Consider the following 18,463-nt stretch of genomic DNA (forward strand, 5'->3'; position numbering starts at 1 on the left):
CGGGTTTCTTAACGTATTTTTAGGAATTGCAAGGCACGGGAGCGTTATCTTTGGGGTTGTTCAAACCAACGCATGCGCAAGGAAGGCATTCCCTTTAAGGATACGGGTTTCTTTTCAAAACTGATCACGGATTACCTGGACGCAGTCCCGGGGTTGGAGCCGTTTTACGGCCGATCCCCGGATTTGGGCGCATTCCGGGAGCAGCTGCTGGAGAAACTCGCAACCTATCCGGAATCACACAGAAGTACCCTCTGTACGGTGTTGGAAGACCAGTACCGGGGGCTCAGCGCCTCCCCTGCCACCAAAAGCCATATCGCCGCCCTGGCGGATTCCGCAACGGTGACCGTGGTAACCGGGCACCAGCTGAACCTGTTCACCGGACCGCTCTATTTCCACTACAAGATCCTCGGGACCATCGCGCTTTGCCGCAAATTACAGGCGGCCTACCCGGACCATATCTTCGTGCCCGTCTACTGGATGGCCACGGAGGACCACGATTTTGACGAGATCAACCACTTTAATTTCAAAGGGAAGGAATTCCGGTGGAACCGGGAAGCCGGGGGGCCTGTCGGCCGTATGGAAACCGACGGCCTCGAGGTGCTGGCCGAACAGTTTATGCAGGACCTGGGGCCCGGGGATCGCGCCCGGGAACTCAAGGAGCTGTTTGAAGCGGCCTATTTGGAACATCCGAACCTGGCAGCTGCCACCCGCTATCTGGCGAATCGCCTGTTCGGCGAAGAAGGCCTGGTGGTGCTGGACGGGGACGATCCCCGGTTGAAAGCCCTCTTTGCCCCCCATATGGAAACCGACATGCTGGAAGGGCTGGCCCACCGGCAGGTATCCGACCAGGCTGCAGGCCTGCAGGCCGCGGACCCGGACTACCCGATACAGGTCACTCCCCGGGAGATCAATTTATTTTACATGCGGGACGGACTTCGGGAGCGGATTGTGGAAGAGGACGGCGTATACGGCGTGCTGGAAACTGATATCCGGATGGATCGGGAGGCCCTGAAAAAGGAACTCCGGGAACACCCCGGCCGATTTTCTCCCAACGTCATCACGCGCCCGCTCTACCAGGAGGTCATCCTGCCCAATATCGCCTATATCGGCGGGGGAGGCGAGATTGCCTACTGGCTGGAACTCAAATCGTATTTTGAGGCTTCAGAAATCCCTTTTCCGATCCTGATGCTGCGCAATTCCGCCCTGGTCCTTTCCGACAAGCAGGCCCGAAAAGCGGAAAAACTCGGGGTCTCCCTCCAGGAGCTCTTCCTGGACCAAAACGAGCTGATCAACCGGAAAGTCCGGGCCATTTCCGGGATCGACATCGATTTTACCCCGCAGCGGGAGCACCTCCGGAAGCAATTCCGCGACCTCTATGCCCTGGCCGAAAAAACGGATGCCTCCTTCCTGGGGGCTGTTAAGGCCCAGGAAACCAAACAGATCAACGGGCTCAACCACCTGGAGAAACGCCTGCTCAAAGCCCAGAAACGCAAGCTCCGGGACCACGTAAACCGACTGGTGGCCCTGCAGGGCGAACTCTTCCCCAACGGCAGCCTGCAGGAACGGACGCGAAACTTCGCCGCCTGCTACCTCGAACTCGGAAGCCAGTGGGTCCCCTCCGTACTCGGGGCGTTTGACCCCCTGCATCCCGAATTCTCCATCCTGATTTACGAGCGCTGACCCCTTACGGCCCCGATCGGGTGCCGTATCTTTGCATTAAAATTCCGAAACATGCACACGCTGGATATCGATACGGTCGAAATGACCCTGGACGTCATGAAATTCGCCATCAACAGGATCACGGTCCGGGACCCGGAACTGGGAATCCCCAAAAAAGAGGAGGATTTAAAGCAACTTGTGGGAGAGACCGTAACGGCCAAAGGGATCGGGGGCGAACAGGCCTTCCGGCTTTTCCGGGACGTGCTCGTTAAGGCTACTGTCCCTATCGACCATCCCCGCCACCTCGCATTTGTGCCGGCCGCCCCCACCCGGGCGGCCATCATGTTTGACCTGGTCACATCGGCCTCCTCCATACACGGGGCCTACTGGATGGAAGGCGCCGGGGGGATTTTCTGCGAGAACCGGGCGATGGATTGGCTGGTTTCCCTGACCGGGATGCCCGAGGGTGCCTTTGGCGTATTTACCAGCGGGGGGACGGCTGCAAACCTGTCGGCCATGGTTACCGCCCGGGAAGTCTGGCGGGAAGGGGGTGGAACGCAACATGGCAAGGGGATCATCGTGGCCTCCATAGGCGCCCACAGTTCCATTAAGGCCATGGCCAAGGTAATTGACGCGGACATTCGCCTGGTGGATACCGAAGACCGGATGAGCGGGGAAGCCCTGGAAAAGGCAATTGCGGCATTGTCCGATGCGGAACGCGAAAGGCTTTTTGGCGTGGTGGCTACCGGGGGTACCACCAATGCGGGAATCGTAGACGATTTGCAAGGGATTGCCCGGGTTTGCCGGGACCGGGGCCTCTGGTTCCACGTGGATGCCGCCTATGGGGGCGGAGCCCTTGCCGCCGATTCCGTCCGCCACCTCTTCCGGGGGATTGAGCAGGCGGACAGTGTGACCATCGATCCGCACAAGTGGTTGTTCACCCCCTACGATTGCGGTGCCATCATTTACCGGGACCCCGAACAGGCGCGGCGGGTCCACTCCCAGGAGGGTTCCTACCTGGATATTTTTAAAGACGAAGGGGCCCACGGCTTTAACCCGGCCGACTACCAGATACAACTCACCCGGCGGCTCCGCGGGCTGCCGCTGTGGTTTTCCCTGGCAACCCACGGAACCGACAGGTACAAAGAGGCCGTTGAGGAAGGCATCCGGCTTGCTGTTCGCGCCGGGGAACTTATCGGGGAGTACCCGGACCTGGAATTGGTCCGCGCCCCCAGCCTGTCCTGCGTGCTGTTTCGCCGCAAGGGCTGGAACCCGGACGACTACAACCAGTGGACCTACCGGAACCACCGGGCCGGAATCTCCCTGGTAACCCCCACCAAATGGCGGGGGACCGGGGGCATGGAGACGGTCCTGCGATTTTGTTTTATCAACCCGGATACCACCGAGGAGGATATCCGGATTATCCTCGATACGCTAGGGGACCAGGAAATCACCTGACCAACTATCCTCGGTTCGGGAAAACCGAACGCGAATGTGGTTGGGGCGCCGGAGTTGCAGGTATTCAATCCGAAAAGGTTGGATACGGACAACCGCGAAGTTTTCGCTGCCCTGCATGTAATCTACCTGGTCCGGGCCCTTGATTTCGGCTCCCGGCCGCTCTTCCGTGGTGTAATCTTTTCTCGAGGCTTCCCTGATCCCTTCCCAATAGGCCGACAGCAGGGCGTCGTCCTTTTCCCTGTACGCAATGCCCTCGATACGCAGTTGCAGCAACTTTTCGGGATGGTAATACAGCAGGCTTACCTTGTTATTTTCCTTGATGTGCAACATTTTTTTGGAACGGGCATCCGTAAAAAAAGTCAATCGCATCTGTTCGGGGTCGAATTCCCGTACGACGATTGTCCGAAGTCGGGGAACCTTTTCAAGCCCAACCGTGGCAAGGGTTGCATAGCGAAACGGGTGATCGGAAAGCCGGGTTCCGGCATCGATCTCGTCGCAGATTTCAGTCCAGTACTGCTGGGTCATGGGAAGGGTATTTTGTTAAAATTAAAAAAAATACCCATGCGGGGTAGGGTAAAATGTTCGCTGGTTGTTTATATACCAAAGTTGCCATGAAAAAGGAATCAATCGCTTCCCGGGGCAGCAGACTGCAACGGGAGCGATTTCCTCAGCGCAAGGCGCTTTTGATGAATAATTTTTGTGTCATAATTAGTTCATGTGTTTAGGTTGGTTTTGTCCCGGGAGACCGGGAGAACGAAAACCCCGGCGGATCCCGCCGGGGTTTTTCGTTTCAATAACCTTCCCGGAAACGGGGCCGGGGGGGTCAATTGCATTCGGAGGGAACATCCCGTGCCACGGTTTGCGTATCGATGAGCTCGTCGATCGTATTGGTGCCCCGTACGGTAACTTCGATGTAATCGGCGCCTTTTTCCGTGATCACCCCGGAGAACTGGTTGAAGGCGAACTGCGTGATGATTTCGTCTCCCGTGAGGGGGGAATTGTCGCCCTGGTAGGCTCCCTTGATCCGGAAACGCTGGACAAAAGGCACGCGTACGTTTTCATAGGATTGGTACATGTCGGACACCAGGGTGGCTTTTTTGGCCGGCACAGTCAGGCTCCGCCTCGTAGACAGCTCAATGGATTCCGTTGTTTCAAACGCCGCGGATTGCGTACTCGTATTCGTCTGGGAACGCGTGGTGGTGTAGCTTTCGGATACCGAGGAGCTCACCGAAGACCCGACCCCGTAAAATTCCGCTGAAATCGTCGACTCCATGGACACGTCTACCGAAAACTCCTGGCTGCTGCTCAGGGAAAAACTCTCCTCCCATCCGAATACCGATTTGGTCTCCCGGGTTTGGTTGACGCCGACTTCCTGTACAAGCTCCCCGCTGCTGCAATTCACCAGCGTGCTATTGTAGGCAAAGGAAGTGCCTGCAGGCGGCAGTATGGGTTGCAGGTGCTTGTATTCCAGGGACTGGATTTCCCAGTCAATATCGAAAGCCAGGATCCGAAAATAGGCCGGCGTCTCGTTTTCGCTGCCCGGGGCGCAATGCAGGTATAACCCGTTTTCGCTCAATACGAGCGGCCGGTTTTGTTCGGTGGGGGTGATCGTGAACAGGCCGTTCGGCGTTTTCTCAATCCGGAACGCGTAATTCGGGGGTTGGGTGGGGTCGGTATTGTCGCCGTTCCGGGCCCGGTTTGCCCGGCTTTGTATATTTAATACGCGGGAATTGTCGACCTTGATATACATGTAGAGGAGGTTGTCCGGGGTGTCTTTATCCCGGAGACCGATGGAGTACACCCCGGGCTGCCCGGGCATCTCGGTAAAAAGGAACCGGGTATACAGGTCCACGTATTCCGAATTGTAGTCCAGTTCATCCGCCTGCCGCACATTGATCCGTGTGGAGAGGTTGGTGCCGTTGGTGTAGGAATCCGATGCCGGGGCCCCGTATATTTCTGTTCCGTCCTCATCCACCAGTTGGAGGTAGTAGTACACGCCGGGCCGCAGGGTTACCGTGCGGAATTTATCCGGCAGCGCCTCATTGTCAATGGGCGTCAGGGACGGGGAGGAGGTAAACGAAATTTTCGAAAAAGTTTTGGTAGCCAGGACGCTGTCGTTTGCGTTGCGGATTTCCACGGTCAGCGGCACCCCGTCGCTCAGGTCCTTCCTTTCGGATTCGCTCAGGTCCTCGTTTTCAAAAGACAGGGCACCGATCTGGGTATCCGCATCGATGACTACCTCGGCGCTCAACGCGCTATGCGTCCCTTGGATCCGGATGGCCGCCAATTCCGGGTGATATCCTTTCCGCGCCAGGGAACGGGCACTCACGCTTAACCCGATTGCCCCGGGGTCGGCGGCCACCTCCGACTCATCGAGACCGTTGCGTTGCTCGAGTCCGTTGCCCCCGTTGCCATCCCCGTTTCCGGGGTCGTCTTTGCTGCATGACAGGCCGAGTGTACCGGCCAAAAGCACGAGAATCAGCCACCTGGAATTTTTGATTGTTTTCATTGGAATTTGTTTTGTGGTTTGCATTTGATTTTCTTTTGTGGACCCTGTCCGGAGGGTTCTGCAGCACGCTCCGGGACAAGACCACAAAACAAGTTGTCATTAGGTGTTTCCTGGATGACGATCAAACATAGGGCTTCGGTTTCCCGGTTAAAAATGTGGAGGGGGTACAAAGGGGGTACAGGCCACAAGGCCAATAGTCACGGGGGGTTGCCCGGATGGTGCTCCCAGTTGCCTACAGGGCGTTTACCGAAGCTTCCAGGGATTCCTCCGGGGCGAGTTGCATTTTTTTGCGCAATCGCTGCCGGGCTTTTTTAACCCCGTCCGGCGAGATATTGAGGATGGTGGCGATTTCCTTGGACGACAGGTTCATCTTCATCAATGCCATAAACCGGAGTTCGTTTTTGGTCACATCCGGGAAACGGTCCCGGACATTCCTGCTGAAGTCTTTGTGCACATTTTCGAAGTAGCGGGTGAAGTGTTCCCAGTGCGCATCGTCCCTCTGGTCAAAATTGATGGTCCGGATCAGTTCCCGGTAGCCCCCGGACCGGTTGGATTCCTGTAATTCCCGGGCCTTGGATTTTAAGCTCTCCAGGAGTTCGTTCTTGCGGGCAAGGTGCAGGGCGTGTGTGGTCAGTTCCCGTTGGCGGAATGCGAGTTCGGCGTCCACTTTCGATTTTTCCGCCCGGGTTCGCTTCCATTTTTGCCGTACACCATAGAACCCGATCAGGGACAACAGCAACCCGGACCCGAGCAGTATCCGCTGCAGGTTCCCCACCCGGGCCTCGGCCTCCAGCAAATCGATTTCGCGCTCCTGAATGGCAATTTGCTGCTCTTTCTTCTCTGTTTCAAACCGGGTACGCAATTCCTCTACCTGCTGGACCCGTTCCCGCTGCAGGGCGCTGTCCCGCAGCTGGCTGAATTCCTTTTCCGCCCGAAGGGCATCCGGGTACCTGCCCAACTGGGCCAGGGCATCCGAGCGGCTTTTGAACAAATCATACCAATGGGGCCGGGCCCCGAGCGTATCCACCATCCGGATGGCCTCATCCAGGTAGTCGAGCGCCCGGACCGGCCGCCCCGCCTCCGTATACGCGTCGGAAGCGTAACCCAGGGATCGGACCAGGGCGATGGGCCGGCCCGCACGTCGGTGTACGGCAATGGCCGAATCCAGCAGTTCCAGCCCGGAATTTCCCCGACCGAGTGCGATGTAGGCGCGCCCCAAATTCCGCAAGGCTGCGCCTTCAATGACGGGGACTTGCATCTCCCTGCTCAGGGTAATGCTTTCTTCCAGAAACGGGATGGCTTCCCGGTATTCCTCCAGGAGGATATGGCTCTGACCGATTGCGTTGGCGGCCACCCCCTGGAACAGCCTGTCGTCCTGCTGACGGTATATTTCTAAAGCCTGCCCGCTGTATTCCAGGGATTTTCGGTAGTTTTTCATGGTGGATTCCAGCGACCCAAGGCTATTGAGGGCATCCGCCATTCGCAACGGGTTGTCCAGGTGCTCGTAGAGCCTTACTGCCTGCAGGATATCTTCATAGGCCAGGTTGAAATACCCTTTGTTCTCGTAGATCCCGCCGCGGAATACCCGCTCAATGGCCATCCCCAGGGTGTCCCCGAGCTCCTGCCGCTTAACCATATTCCGGTTGCTGATGGCCAGGGCCGAATCGTAGCGCCCCAGCTCCATTTCCAGGATTGCCCGGGTATGGTCTATTCGGATGAGCATCACGGTGTCGTCCAGCGACTCATAAAGCTCCCGGGCATCGGCAAGCCGGGCCATGGCGGAATCGTTTTGTCCGGTATTTTTAAAATAGCCTCCCAGATCGTAGAACCCGGCGGCGAGGCCCTCGGTATATTCCAGTTTCCTGGATAAGGCAATCCTTTCCCTGGCGTATTGGGCGGCCCGGTCGACATCCCTGTACACGTAGGCCTGGTAGAGTTCCCCCAGCAGGCGGACCCGGGCGGTATCCTCGGGCATGGAACGATAGACGCGCTGCAGGCTGTCCAGCTGCAGGGAATCCTGGGCAACGAGCTGCCCGTTGCCAATTGGAATCAACAGCAGGAATACAAACGAAATACACTTCATGATTTTCTCTGTAGTGGATTAAAAGTAGTATTTTTTGCCAACAGGAAAATTTTGAGGAAGAGGCCGGCCCGTCCGCCCCGGTCAGCACACCAATCCTAAGGATATTTCAGGAATATTAAATTTGTAGGAAAGCACTTTATATGTTGTTAATCAGGATATAAATACCAATTACATCTACCGATTGTTTAATTGTATGAAATCTGGCATTCGCTGGCAGTTAGACGGTATAAACCCCCTGGGAGAACCTTTAAATTGTCGATAACCTTGGGAAAACTCTCCTGAAAAAACGGCAGGAGTCCTTGCGGGTTTTTGCTATTTTTGCCCATGCAAAATAACGTTCTCATCCTGGATTTCGGTTCCCAGTACACCCAGCTGATCGCAAGGCGGGTCCGCGAACTGAATATATTCTGCGAAATCAAACCCTACAACAACCTGCCCGGCGACCTCGACGGCTACAAAGCGGTGATCCTTTCCGGCTCCCCCTTTTCCACCCGGTCCGACGACGCCCCCCACCCGGACCTGAGCCGGATCAAAGGCCATAAACCCATCCTGGCCATCTGCTATGGCGCCCAGTACATTGCCCATTTTAACGGGGGCAATGTGGCCCCGTCGAAAACGCGGGAGTACGGCCGGGCTAAACTTGCCCACGTGGCCCAGGACCCTTTCCTGAAGGATGTTCCGGTGGGTAGCCAGGTATGGATGAGCCACAGCGATACGATTCAGCAACTGCCGGACGGGGCGGTGCTTCTGGCCAGCACCCACGACGTGCCGAATGCCGCATTCAAGATGCCGGACGAAAGGATCTACGGGATCCAGTTCCACCCTGAAGTCTACCACACCACGGCCGGAAGCCTGATCCTGAGGAATTTCCTGGTGGATATCGCCGGCCTGGAACAAACCTGGACGCCCGCAGCCTTTGTGGAGACCACTGTGGCGGAACTCAAGGAGAAGATCGGGACCGAAAAAGTTATTCTCGGCCTTTCCGGGGGTGTCGATTCCACGGTGGCGGCCATGTTGCTCCACCGCGCCATTGGGAAACACCTGCACTGCATCTTTGTGAACAACGGGCTGCTGCGCAAGAATGAATTTGAAGAAGTGCTTCACCAGTATAAGGATATGGGGTTGAACATTAAGGGCGTTGACGCTTCGGCACGCTTTTTGGATGCCCTGGAAGGGGAATCGGACCCCGAGAAGAAACGAAAGATCATCGGCCGGGTGTTTATCGAGGTGTTTGACGACGAGGCCCACCTGGTGGAAGATGCAAAATGGTTGGGGCAGGGAACTATCTATCCGGATGTTATCGAGTCGGTATCGGCTACCGGGGGGCCCTCTGCAACCATCAAGAGTCACCACAATGTGGGTGGCCTGCCGGACTTTATGAAGCTGAAGGTGGTAGAACCACTGAAGATGCTTTTTAAGGATGAGGTGCGACGCGTGGGCGCCAGCCTGGATATCCCGGCTGAGCGTTTGGGGAGGCACCCCTTCCCGGGTCCGGGACTGGCAATCCGCATCCTTGGGGACATTACCCGGGAAAAGGTCGCCATCCTCCAGGAAGTGGACCATATATTTATCAACGGACTCCGCGAATGGGGCCTGTACGACAAGATCTGGCAGGCGGGGGCCATGCTCCTCCCGGTCAACAGCGTGGGGGTGATGGGGGACGAAAGGACTTATGAAAAATGCGTAGCTTTACGGGCAGTGGAAAGTACGGATGGAATGACGGCCGACTGGGTCAACCTGCCGTACGAATTTCTGCAGAAGACCTCAAATGACATTATCAATAAGGTGCCCGGGGTGAATCGGGTGGTTTACGACATCAGTTCCAAGCCCCCGGCTACCATAGAATGGGAATAACATGAACGTTGTGTGTAAGTACCTGCTGTTGCTGCTTTGCGCCCTGTCCATCGGCTGCAAGGCAAAAGCCCAGCAATTCAGCACCCATGCCGTGAAGCGGGGGGAAACCCTCTATTCCATTGCGCGGCAATACCAGGTGAGCCCCCAGGAGCTCCTGAAATACAACAAGGAAGTAGACCCGGACGGGACGCTCCGCCCGAATACCATCCTGGTGATCCCCGGGCGTGCCGGCAATACCGTTTTAAACCGCCCAACCGTATCCGACCCGGATTCTACGGCCCGGGAACAGGTCACCTTCCGTACCCACCGGGTGAGGCGAAAGGAAACCCTGTTCAGTATTACCCAACGCTACCAGGTGAGCGAGGAGGAGGTCAAACGCTATAATCCGGACCTGTATTCCCGTCCCCTCCAACGCGGGATGGTCCTCAGGATCCCCCAGTTTTCAGAGAGTTACCGGGAGGCCGAAGCCCTGGAGGAACTCCTGACAACCTATACCGTCCAGGCCAAGGAAACCCGGTGGAGTATTGCGCATAAATACGGGATTACCATCGACAGCCTGCTGCAGCTCAACCCGGGCCTCCCCCGCAGCACGAGCTACCTGGCAGAAGGCCAGGAATTGCAGGTACCCCGCCTACCGGGTTCCGGAATCGAGAAGCAGGAATCCCAGGTGTACCGCTCCTATACGGTACCCCCCAGGAAAACACTTTTCAGCCTGAGCCAGGAATTCGGGATCAGCCGGGAGGAAATCATCCGGCTCAACCCGGAAATCCTGGAACGCGGCAACCTCCAGGAGGGCATGAAGCTGCGACTCCCCGAGAAAAAGGCGGATACCACGGCAGTGAATGCCTCCAATTATATTTTTTACGAGGTAAAACCCAAACAGACCGAGTTTTCCCTGACCCGCAAATTAGGGATCGGGTACCCGGAACTCCGTGCCCTCAACCCGGAACTCGCCACCGGGCTGAAAGCCGGGATGGTGCTGAAACTCCCCCGGGACCGGGCAGAAGGCCTGGAGGTGAAAAATGCACTGGTCATCGACGAATTTGACCTGCGGGACAGCATCGATACGGGCAACCGGCCGCGGCTTTTGGTGCTTTTCCCTTTCCGCCTGGACCGCCTGGACCTGTCCGATCCGGAGAAGACACAGGAACGGATCCGGAACAACAATGCCCTGAAGTACAGCCTGGGCCTGTATTCCGGTTTTCTGGTCGCTCTGGATTCCGTAGCGGACATGGGAATTTCGGTAGAAGTAAAGACCTTTGACACGCAGCTCAGTGCCAACCGGGTCCGCAATTTGCTTTTGCAGGAAGACCTGGAGAACCTCAGCGCGATTGTGGGGCCCCTGGAGCCCAACTCCATCCGGGAAGTGGCAGCCAGGGCTTCGGAGCTGGATGTTCCCGTAATTGCCCCGGTCCCGATCAACGGGGAGTTCCCCCTGCAGAATATCTTCCACACCTATACGGAGGAAGCAGAGCTCAGGCGCCGGATGCTCGACTACATGAAGGAACAAGTTACCGACCAGAACATTTTGGTGATCTCCGATCAGGCCCACCGGGAAGTGGAATCGGAGATTCTGGAAGCATTCCCCGCAGCGGAACTCGTGCCGCTCCGGGAAGAGGAGGAAAATATTTCCCTGGACCGGGAGGCATTCATGGAGGCCCTGTCTGAAGAACGTGAGAACTGGGTCTTTTTGGAAACCGACAACTACCGGATCGCCTCCAGTGTAAGTTCCATCCTGAACTCGGCCAATACGGAGGAAACCCGGGTGCGGATGTTTACCACAAACCGGGGCCGGGCATTCGACCACAAAGAGCTTTCGGCAACGCACCTGGCGAACCTGAGGTTTACCTTTCCTTCGGTCTACCGGGATGTCTCCCCGTCTTCCTTTACACGCCGCTACCGCGAGCGGTTCGGAGGGGAACCGGACCGGTACGCCGTCCGGGGTTTTGACCTGGGGATGGACTTGCTGCTCCGGCTGGCTTATAAGCTGGACCTCTTTGAGGCTGCGGACCAGATCGGGGCCACCCGGTACAGCGGGAACACCTTCAACTATATCAAAAAACTGCAATCCGGATATTACAACACCGCGTCGTACATCCTGATGTACGACGGCCTGCAAATCCGCGAAATCCAGGGGCCATGACATCGAAAGTAGTATATATGGGCGGCCTGCGCACCGAGTGTACCCACCTGCGCTCCGGAAGTGTCTACCTCACGGACGCCCCCACGGACAATCACGGCAAGGGGGAGGCGTTCAGCCCCACGGATACCGTGGCTACGGGCCTGGCAAATTGCATGCTCACGGTGATGGGGATTAAAGCGCGGGATATGGACGTGGCCCTCGAGGGTTCCCTGGCTGAAGTTACCAAGCATATGTCGGCTGCCCCCCGCAGAATTTCGCGCATTGAAGTGGATTTGTACCTGCCCAAAGGCGTGGGGGAAAAGGACCGAAAAATCCTGGAACGCACGGGGCGTACCTGCCCGGTGATGCTGAGCCTGCACGAAGACATCGAAAAGGATATCCGGTTCCATTGGACGCAATAAAACAGCTCCGCCTCGTATTCCTTTTGGGTTTTTGCCAACTTGCATCGGCCCAGGGGGAGGGGAGCGCCCGGGGGGAAGACGCCATCCTCTGGCACCCGCAAACCCGGCTGGCCTGGAGTGATTTCCGGGCGGAACCGCCGGAAAGCAGACGGATAGCTGCCACCACGGCTAGCGGGATCACCTACAGCTACAACGCCACAGGTTCCGGGGAGCGATACTCCCTGGATTTTCGGGTGGACACCTATTTCTACCCGGATAAATCCTGGTACCATTCGGAAAGTTGCGATGAGGTGGTGCTCAGCCACGAACAATTGCACTTCGACATCTCGGAACTATTTGCTCGGAAATTCAGGAAGCGCTTGAAAGAAGGGGTCTTTACCGGGAACGTCAAAGCCGAAGTACGACGAATCTTCACGGATATCAACCGGGAGTTGTCAGAATTCCAGAACCGCTACGACCGGGAAACGGACTATTCGCGGAACCGCGCGGCCCAATTCCGGTGGAACGAAGACATTGCCGGGATGCTCGCCGGCCCCGACACTCCTTAAAGTAGCCCGGGAGAACACCCTGTTTCCCGTTATCCTACCCGGAACCTCCCCGGGCCTAGATATCGCAGATTTCGATGCCCTGCTTCAGCGCGGCAAGTTTGTCTTCCCAGGACGGGATGAATTCCTGTGCCACGTGGCCCGTAAAACCGGTGGCAGCAATGGCCCGCATAATTGCCGGGTAATACAGCTCCTGGGTTTCGTCAATTTCGTGCCGGCCGGGGTTCCCGCCCGTGTGGTAGTGTCCGAAGTACGGATGGTATTCGCGGATGTTGCGGATGACATCGCCCTCCATTATCTGCATGTGGTAGATGTCGTATAGCAGTTTGAAGTGGTCCGTACCCAGGCGACGGCAAAGTTCCACCCCCCAGAGCGTATTGTCGCACATATAGTCCTTGTGGTCCACTTTGGAATTGAGGAGTTCCATCTGCAGGACAACGCCGTACTTTTCGGCTGTGGGCATAATTTTACTCAGGCCCTCCACGCAATTCTGCAACCCAACCAAATCGTTCATCCCGTTGCGGTTGCCGCTAAAGCAAATCAGGTTTGTATATCCGGCCTCCGCGATGATCGGGATTTTTTCATTGTAGTCGGCAACCAGTTCGTCGTGGAGCCGGGGGTCGTTCCAGCCTTCGACAATCCCTTTGCCGGCGCCCCAGCACATCGAGGCGTGGATCCCGTGTTTTTTCAGCAGGGGGAATTCTTCGGGCCCCACCAGGTCGATGGCCCCGATGCCCAATTCCGCGATATTCCCCAGGAACGTATCCAGGGGGATGCTGCCGTAGCACCAATAACACACGCTGTGATTGATAACTCCTTCGGTGGGTTTCGGTTTGAATGCACCGGTTTCGGACTTCCCGGATTCGGGTTGCGGGGACGCCTCCCGTAAGTGCTGTCCGGCAACCGGCGTAAATAAAGCTGCTGAGGCCGCTGCACTGCGGCCAATAAATTTTCTGCGTTCCATTTGGTCGGGTTTCTCTGTGATTTAAAGATACTATATTTGCCCGGATACGGGGTATCAGGCCCTGAAATTAGGCCTTACGGCTATCGGAACCCGCTGCAAATGGACCACTCCACCCCCTCCCGGAAAGAACTCATCGAGCTCGCCCACTACAGGATGCCTTTTGGCAAATACAAAGGGAGGCTGCTGTACGAGCTGCCGTTGCCCTACCTGGTCTGGTTCCGCGGGAAGGGATTTCCGCCCGGGAAACTCGGGCGGAACCTGCAGATTGTCTTCGGGATGAAGGAAAACGGCCTGGAGGGGATGCTGGCCCGGATCCGGAAAGAATTTCCCCGGCAGAACCCCTGATTTCCTCAGGTAATTTGTAACTTTGAATCCCGTAACATACATTCCGCCAATGGCAGCTACTAAATACATCTTCGTTACGGGGGGAGTCTCCTCTTCATTGGGTAAAGGCATCATCGCAGCCTCCCTGGCCAAACTCCTGCAGGCCCGCGGCCTGAGAACCACCATCCAGAAACTCGACCCGTACATCAACGTAGACCCGGGTACGCTCAACCCCTATGAACACGGAGAGTGTTACGTCACCGACGATGGGGCGGAAACGGACCTGGACCTGGGGCATTACGAGCGGTTCCTGAATGTGCGGACCTCCCAGGCCAACAACGTAACCACGGGCAGGATTTACCAAAGCGTCATCGAAAAGGAACGGAGGGGGGAATTCCTCGGGAAAACCGTCCAGGTGGTGCCGCACATTACGAATGAAATCAAGGAGCGGATCCAGATCCTGGGCAACAGCGGGGATTACGACGTGGTCATCACCGAAATCGGCGGGACCGTGGGGGATATCGAATCCCTGCCCTATATCGAAGCGGTTCGCCAATTGCTCTGGGAACTGGGGGAGAATAATGCCATAGTGGTCCATCTGACCCTGGTGCCCTATCTGTCGGCTGCAGGGGAACTCAAGACCAAACCTACCCAGCACTCGGTAAAAACGCTCATGGAGAGCGGGATCAAGGCGGATATCCTGGTTTGCCGGACGGAACACGAACTCTCGGAAGAAATCAAGCAGAAACTCGCCCTGTTCTGCAATGTAAAAAAGGAAGCGGTCATCCAGTCGATCGATGCGAATACGATTTACGACGTACCCGTGCTGATGCACGAGGAAGGTCTGGATAAGGTTGCCCTCCAGAAACTCGCCCTTCCTGTCAGCCCGGAGCCCAACCTGACGCAGTGGATGGAATTCCTGAAGCAACTCAAGAACCCCCGGGGCGTGGTGCGGGTGGGCCTGATTGGCAAGTACGTGGAATTGCAGGATTCCTATAAAAGCATCCAGGAAGCCCTGATCCACGCCGGGGCCATCAACGGGGTGGAAGTGGATGTGGTCTCCATCCATTCCGAGCACATCAGCACAAACAACCTGGAAAAGAAAATGCAGGAGCTCGACGGCATCCTGGTGGCCCCGGGATTCGGGGAGCGGGGTATTGAGGGCAAGGTCAAAGCAGTGCAGTACGCCCGGGAGCAAGACATCCCGTTTTTGGGAATCTGCCTGGGGATGCAGATGGCCGTGATCGAATTTGCCCGGAATGTCCTGGGGCTGGACGATGCGAATTCCACAGAGATGAATGCCCGGACCCCCCACCCGGTCATCGATCTGATGGAAGCCCAGAAGACAATTGTCAATAAGGGGGGGACCATGCGGCTGGGAGCCTGGGACTGTGAACTGACGGAAGACACCCTGGTGCACAAAATGTACAGCGGGGCCTCCACGATTTCCGAACGCCACCGCCACCGCTATGAATTCAACAACGACTACAAGGAGCAGATGGAAGCGGCCGGCCTGGTATTCTCCGGGATCAATGCGGAGACAGGGCTTGTTGAAATTGTAGAACTGCCGTCCCATCCCTGGTTTATCGGGGTGCAGTACCACCCGGAGTACAAAAGTACCGTGGCCAACCCGCATCCGCTTTTCGTGGGATTTGTCCAGGCGGTCCGCCAATATAAAATGCAACGAACCAATGCCAGTATGGCATAAACTTCCCGATTGGCCGTATATTTGCACCCCCCCCGGCACAATCCGGGGGTGTTGCGGCCACCGCGTCCTGACAAAAGAATTACATGGAAGAAAAAAAACTGGATATCAATTCCATCATCGGATTCGTACTCATATTCGGAATCCTGATTTATTGGTTTTACACGAACCAGCCGACACCGGAAGAGGTGGAGGCCCAGAAACAGGCTACCGAACAGGTGCAGGATTCCATCCGGAGGGCCGAGGCAGCGGCGGCCCCGCAGCAGGCGGCAACCCCCGCAGCTACTGTTCCGGAGGGGAACGACTCCCTTGCCCGGGCGGCCTATGCCTCCCGGATCGGGGCTTTCTCATATACCCCGGCCGTGGAGGGTACCACCCTGCTGGAAAACGACGTACTCTCCCTGGAAATTTCCAACAAGGGAGGGGAAATTGTCGAAGCCCGCATGAAGCAATTCGTCAACCACGATTCCCTGCCCGTCTACCTGGTTCGGGAGGGTAATGCACAATTTTCCCTTGAAATCACGACCTCGGATAACCGGGTGCTCAATACGCGGGACCTCTTTTTTGAACCCACCCTGAGCCGGGAAGGGGAGAACAGCGTGCTCTCCATGAAGGCGATGGCAGGCCCCCGGCAATTCCTGGAATACCGCTATACGATCCGTCCGGGGGAATACCTCCTGGATTTTGACATCCGCTCCCAGGGGTTGTCCTTGTCCGCGTCAAAAGGCGTCCCGCTCCGGTGGAGCCTGCGCGCCATCCGCCACGACCCGAGCGTCATGTACGAAAACCGGTATACCCGCCTGACGTATCGGCACGAAGGGGACGATATCAGCAAATTATCCGCCAGCGGGGAGGATGATGAAACTGAATCCGAGGTACGCTGGATGTCCTTCCGGCAGCACTTTTTCAGTTCCATCCTGGCAGTAGACGAGCCGCTGGATACCGTAACGCTCACATCCAACGACCTGGTAGAGGAGGAAAGCAGCGAAACGGCATTTACCAAAGAGTTCTCCATCGCATCCGAACTCCCCGTAACGGGAGGAGAACTAAGCCGTTCCATGCAGTGGTATTTCGGGCCGACGGATATCGATGTGCTGGAGCAGTACGAAGACCTGGCCCTGGCGGATTCCATCCCCTTTGGATGGGGGATCTTTGGTTGGATCAACCGGTATATATTTACCCCGTTCTACGGTTTTCTGGCATCCTTCCTGCCGTTCGGGATCGCTATCGTGGTCATGACCATCATCGTGCGGATCCTGATGTCGCCGGTCACCTACAAGTCCTATCTTTCTCAGGCCAAGATGCGCGTGCTGAAACCGGAGATTACCGAGATCAACGAGAAGTACAAGGACAACGCGATGAAAAAACAACAGGCCACCATGAAGCTTTACAACAAGGCCGGGGTGAGTCCGCTCAGCGGCTGTATCCCCGCACTGCTGCAGTTGCCTATTTTTTACGCGCTCTTCATGTTCTTCCCAACGAGCTTTGCCCTGAGGCAGAAGTCGTTCCTGTGGGCGGAAGACCTGTCTTCCTATGACACCATTGCGCAGCTGCCCTTCAGCATCCCGTTTTACGGGGACCATGTGAGTCTGTTCCCGATCCTGGCATCCGTGGCGATTTTCTTTTACATGATGATGACAACCGGCCAGCAGATGCAAACGCAGCCCGGGATGCCCAATATGAAGTTCATCATGTACCTGTCACCACTGATGATGCTGTTCTTCTTCAACAACTACGCCAGCGGCCTGAGTTTGTATTATTTTGTTTCCAACCTGATTACCATCGGCATTATGCTGGTGATCAAAAACGTGATCCTGGACGAGGAGAAAATCCACGCCCAGATCCAGGAGCAGAAAAAGAAACCCCGGAAGGAGAACCGATTCCAGCGGAAGATGCGGGAAATGATGGAGGAAGCTGAGAAGCAGAAGAAAAAGTAAGCCCCTTTCCCCGGATTCAATTTCAACAAGTTGTATAATAATAATTCCCGGCCGGCTGGCCGGGTTTTTTTTTGCCGGCTGGTTAGGAATTTTTATCGCCAGCCGGCCGCGGTTCATTGCGGACTATCCCGAAATAAATGTGCATTTCATCGAATTGTAAGGGGGCGGATTAATCCCCGGGTTGTTTTGAAAGTCCAATTTCCAATAATCCAAAAGATAATCGCTATGAAAACTTTCCATGTTTCAGTTGCCATGATCCTGGCACTCCTCCTGTGGACACCTGCCGAAACGGCAGCCCAATCGAGCCGAACCGTTGCCGTGGTAGAGGTAGACCGCCCGGCCAAACGCAAGATTCGCCGCAAGAAGCGGCGCGCGGTACGACGGACCCTTCGGAAACTACCCCGGGGCACCCGGACTATCGTCTGGCGCAACGTAAACTATTACCCGGTTCGGGGGCGTTATTACCTGGCGCGTCGCGGCGTTTATGTGCGCGCCTTCCCGCCCGTGGGATTCCGCATTCGCCGTCTGGCCGTAAAACCGATCCGCCTCGTGGTCAGGAGCCGGACTTTTTGGTTCGCCGAAGGGGTTTTCTACAAAAAAGCGGATGACGGGTTCGAAGTGGTGCCCACCCCGGTGGGCGCTGTGGTTCCCGAGCTCCCGGAAGAGGCTGAGGCCATTGATATGAATGGCCTTGCCAGCTACGAACTCAACGATGCGATCTACAGAGAGGTTGCCGACGGCTACGAGATCATCGAGTTGCTGGACGAATGAGCGGCTCCATCCCCGCAGGCCTGAAAGAAAGAAAGCCCCTGACAATTGTCGGGGGCTTTTTCCGTAGCTGGCAGACCAGCCAATGGTAAGATTTGGGACTGACAATATGG

The 18,463-nt window shown here is 56.5% G+C and carries 14 protein-coding genes; 10 read left to right on the plus strand and 4 right to left on the minus strand.

The window, feature by feature from the left end; translation table 11 throughout:
- Positions 1 to 72 precede the first annotated feature (72 nt).
- Both bshC and AC3DKS_RS00180 read left to right on the plus strand, forming a co-directional pair.
- Positions 73 to 1,680, plus strand: coding sequence for a bacillithiol biosynthesis cysteine-adding enzyme BshC (gene bshC, locus AC3DKS_RS00175; RefSeq protein WP_272608086.1), 1,608 nt, complete (start codon positions 73 to 75; stop codon positions 1,678 to 1,680).
- Between the two features lie 51 nt (positions 1,681 to 1,731).
- The gene (locus AC3DKS_RS00180) at positions 1,732 to 3,117 is read left to right on the plus strand and encodes a pyridoxal phosphate-dependent decarboxylase family protein (RefSeq protein WP_015754464.1); all 1,386 of its coding nucleotides are present in this window, start codon (positions 1,732 to 1,734) and stop codon (positions 3,115 to 3,117) included.
- Here AC3DKS_RS00180 and AC3DKS_RS00185 read toward each other — a convergent pair.
- From AC3DKS_RS00185 to AC3DKS_RS00195, 3 genes are all read right to left on the minus strand, one after another.
- Complete coding sequence (locus tag AC3DKS_RS00185; RefSeq protein WP_272608087.1) at positions 3,094 to 3,642, minus strand: pyridoxamine 5'-phosphate oxidase family protein; 549 nt, start codon at positions 3,640 to 3,642, stop codon at positions 3,094 to 3,096. The genes AC3DKS_RS00180 and AC3DKS_RS00185 overlap by 24 nt on opposite strands.
- Positions 3,643 to 3,940: 298 nt before the next feature.
- Positions 3,941 to 5,626: a hypothetical protein gene (locus AC3DKS_RS00190; RefSeq protein ID WP_272608088.1), complete on the minus strand. Its 1,686-nt coding sequence runs from the start codon at positions 5,624 to 5,626 to the stop codon at positions 3,941 to 3,943.
- A gap of 232 nt (positions 5,627 to 5,858) precedes the next feature.
- Complete coding sequence (locus AC3DKS_RS00195) at positions 5,859 to 7,709, minus strand: tetratricopeptide repeat protein (protein ID WP_015754467.1); 1,851 nt, start codon at positions 7,707 to 7,709, stop codon at positions 5,859 to 5,861.
- A 324-nt stretch (positions 7,710 to 8,033) separates the two neighbouring features.
- Here AC3DKS_RS00195 and guaA point away from each other — a divergent pair, with 324 nt between their 5' ends.
- From guaA to AC3DKS_RS00215, 4 genes are read left to right on the plus strand one after another with little or no spacing between them, the layout of a single operon-like run.
- Positions 8,034 to 9,563, plus strand: coding sequence for a glutamine-hydrolyzing GMP synthase (gene guaA / locus AC3DKS_RS00200; RefSeq protein ID WP_015754469.1), 1,530 nt, complete (start codon positions 8,034 to 8,036; stop codon positions 9,561 to 9,563).
- A gap of 1 nt (position 9,564) precedes the next feature.
- Entirely contained in the window at positions 9,565 to 11,706 is a 2,142-nt protein-coding gene (locus AC3DKS_RS00205) for a LysM peptidoglycan-binding domain-containing protein (protein ID WP_474731750.1), read from the plus strand.
- Positions 11,703 to 12,107, plus strand: coding sequence for an OsmC family protein (locus tag AC3DKS_RS00210; RefSeq protein WP_041327141.1), 405 nt, complete (start codon positions 11,703 to 11,705; stop codon positions 12,105 to 12,107). Before AC3DKS_RS00205 ends, AC3DKS_RS00210 begins: the two co-directional genes overlap by 4 nt.
- Positions 12,095 to 12,655 carry a DUF922 domain-containing protein gene (locus AC3DKS_RS00215; RefSeq protein WP_015754472.1) on the plus strand — a complete coding sequence of 187 codons (561 nt, stop codon included), beginning with the start codon at positions 12,095 to 12,097 and terminating at the stop codon, positions 12,653 to 12,655. Before AC3DKS_RS00210 ends, AC3DKS_RS00215 begins: the two co-directional genes overlap by 13 nt.
- 55 nt (positions 12,656 to 12,710) lie before the next feature.
- Here the strand turns inward: AC3DKS_RS00215 and AC3DKS_RS00220 are convergent, their stop codons facing one another.
- Positions 12,711 to 13,616, minus strand: a complete 906-nt coding sequence (locus tag AC3DKS_RS00220; RefSeq protein ID WP_015754473.1) for a hydroxypyruvate isomerase family protein — start codon at positions 13,614 to 13,616, stop codon at positions 12,711 to 12,713.
- A 99-nt stretch (positions 13,617 to 13,715) separates the two neighbouring features.
- Between AC3DKS_RS00220 and AC3DKS_RS00225 the strand changes: the two genes are divergently transcribed.
- From AC3DKS_RS00225 to AC3DKS_RS00240, 4 genes are all read left to right on the plus strand, one after another.
- Complete coding sequence (locus tag AC3DKS_RS00225) at positions 13,716 to 13,961, plus strand: DUF3820 family protein (protein ID WP_015754474.1); 246 nt, start codon at positions 13,716 to 13,718, stop codon at positions 13,959 to 13,961.
- 49 nt (positions 13,962 to 14,010) lie between these two features.
- Positions 14,011 to 15,648: a CTP synthase gene (gene pyrG / locus AC3DKS_RS00230; RefSeq protein WP_015754475.1), complete on the plus strand. Its 1,638-nt coding sequence runs from the start codon at positions 14,011 to 14,013 to the stop codon at positions 15,646 to 15,648.
- Between the two features lie 83 nt (positions 15,649 to 15,731).
- On the plus strand, positions 15,732 to 17,582 hold the full coding sequence (yidC, locus tag AC3DKS_RS00235; protein ID WP_015754476.1) for a membrane protein insertase YidC: 1,851 nt from the start codon (positions 15,732 to 15,734) through the stop codon (positions 17,580 to 17,582).
- A 225-nt stretch (positions 17,583 to 17,807) separates the two neighbouring features.
- Positions 17,808 to 18,353: a DUF6515 family protein gene (locus AC3DKS_RS00240; RefSeq protein ID WP_015754477.1), complete on the plus strand. Its 546-nt coding sequence runs from the start codon at positions 17,808 to 17,810 to the stop codon at positions 18,351 to 18,353.
- Positions 18,354 to 18,463: the final 110 nt, after the last annotated feature.

The organism is Robiginitalea sp. (assembly GCF_982776155.1).

Excerpts from the sequence above, each read along its gene's own strand:
- bshC (WP_272608086.1), top strand. The coding sequence starts at position 73 with ATGCGCAAGGAAGGCATTCCCTTTAAGGATACGGGTTTCTTTTCAAAA.
- AC3DKS_RS00180 (WP_015754464.1), top strand. The coding sequence starts at position 1,732 with ATGCACACGCTGGATATCGATACGGTCGAAATGACCCTGGACGTCATG.
- AC3DKS_RS00185 (WP_272608087.1), bottom strand. The coding sequence starts at position 3,642 with ATGACCCAGCAGTACTGGACTGAAATCTGCGACGAGATCGATGCCGGA.
- AC3DKS_RS00190 (WP_272608088.1), bottom strand. The coding sequence starts at position 5,626 with ATGAAAACAATCAAAAATTCCAGGTGGCTGATTCTCGTGCTTTTGGCC.
- AC3DKS_RS00195 (WP_015754467.1), bottom strand. The coding sequence starts at position 7,709 with ATGAAGTGTATTTCGTTTGTATTCCTGCTGTTGATTCCAATTGGCAAC.
- guaA (WP_015754469.1), top strand. The coding sequence starts at position 8,034 with ATGCAAAATAACGTTCTCATCCTGGATTTCGGTTCCCAGTACACCCAG.
- AC3DKS_RS00205 (WP_474731750.1), top strand. The coding sequence starts at position 9,565 with ATGAACGTTGTGTGTAAGTACCTGCTGTTGCTGCTTTGCGCCCTGTCC.
- AC3DKS_RS00210 (WP_041327141.1), top strand. The coding sequence starts at position 11,703 with ATGACATCGAAAGTAGTATATATGGGCGGCCTGCGCACCGAGTGTACC.
- AC3DKS_RS00220 (WP_015754473.1), bottom strand. The coding sequence starts at position 13,616 with ATGGAACGCAGAAAATTTATTGGCCGCAGTGCAGCGGCCTCAGCAGCT.
- AC3DKS_RS00225 (WP_015754474.1), top strand. The coding sequence starts at position 13,716 with ATGGACCACTCCACCCCCTCCCGGAAAGAACTCATCGAGCTCGCCCAC.
- pyrG (WP_015754475.1), top strand. The coding sequence starts at position 14,011 with ATGGCAGCTACTAAATACATCTTCGTTACGGGGGGAGTCTCCTCTTCA.
- yidC (WP_015754476.1), top strand. The coding sequence starts at position 15,732 with ATGGAAGAAAAAAAACTGGATATCAATTCCATCATCGGATTCGTACTC.
- AC3DKS_RS00240 (WP_015754477.1), top strand. The coding sequence starts at position 17,808 with ATGAAAACTTTCCATGTTTCAGTTGCCATGATCCTGGCACTCCTCCTG.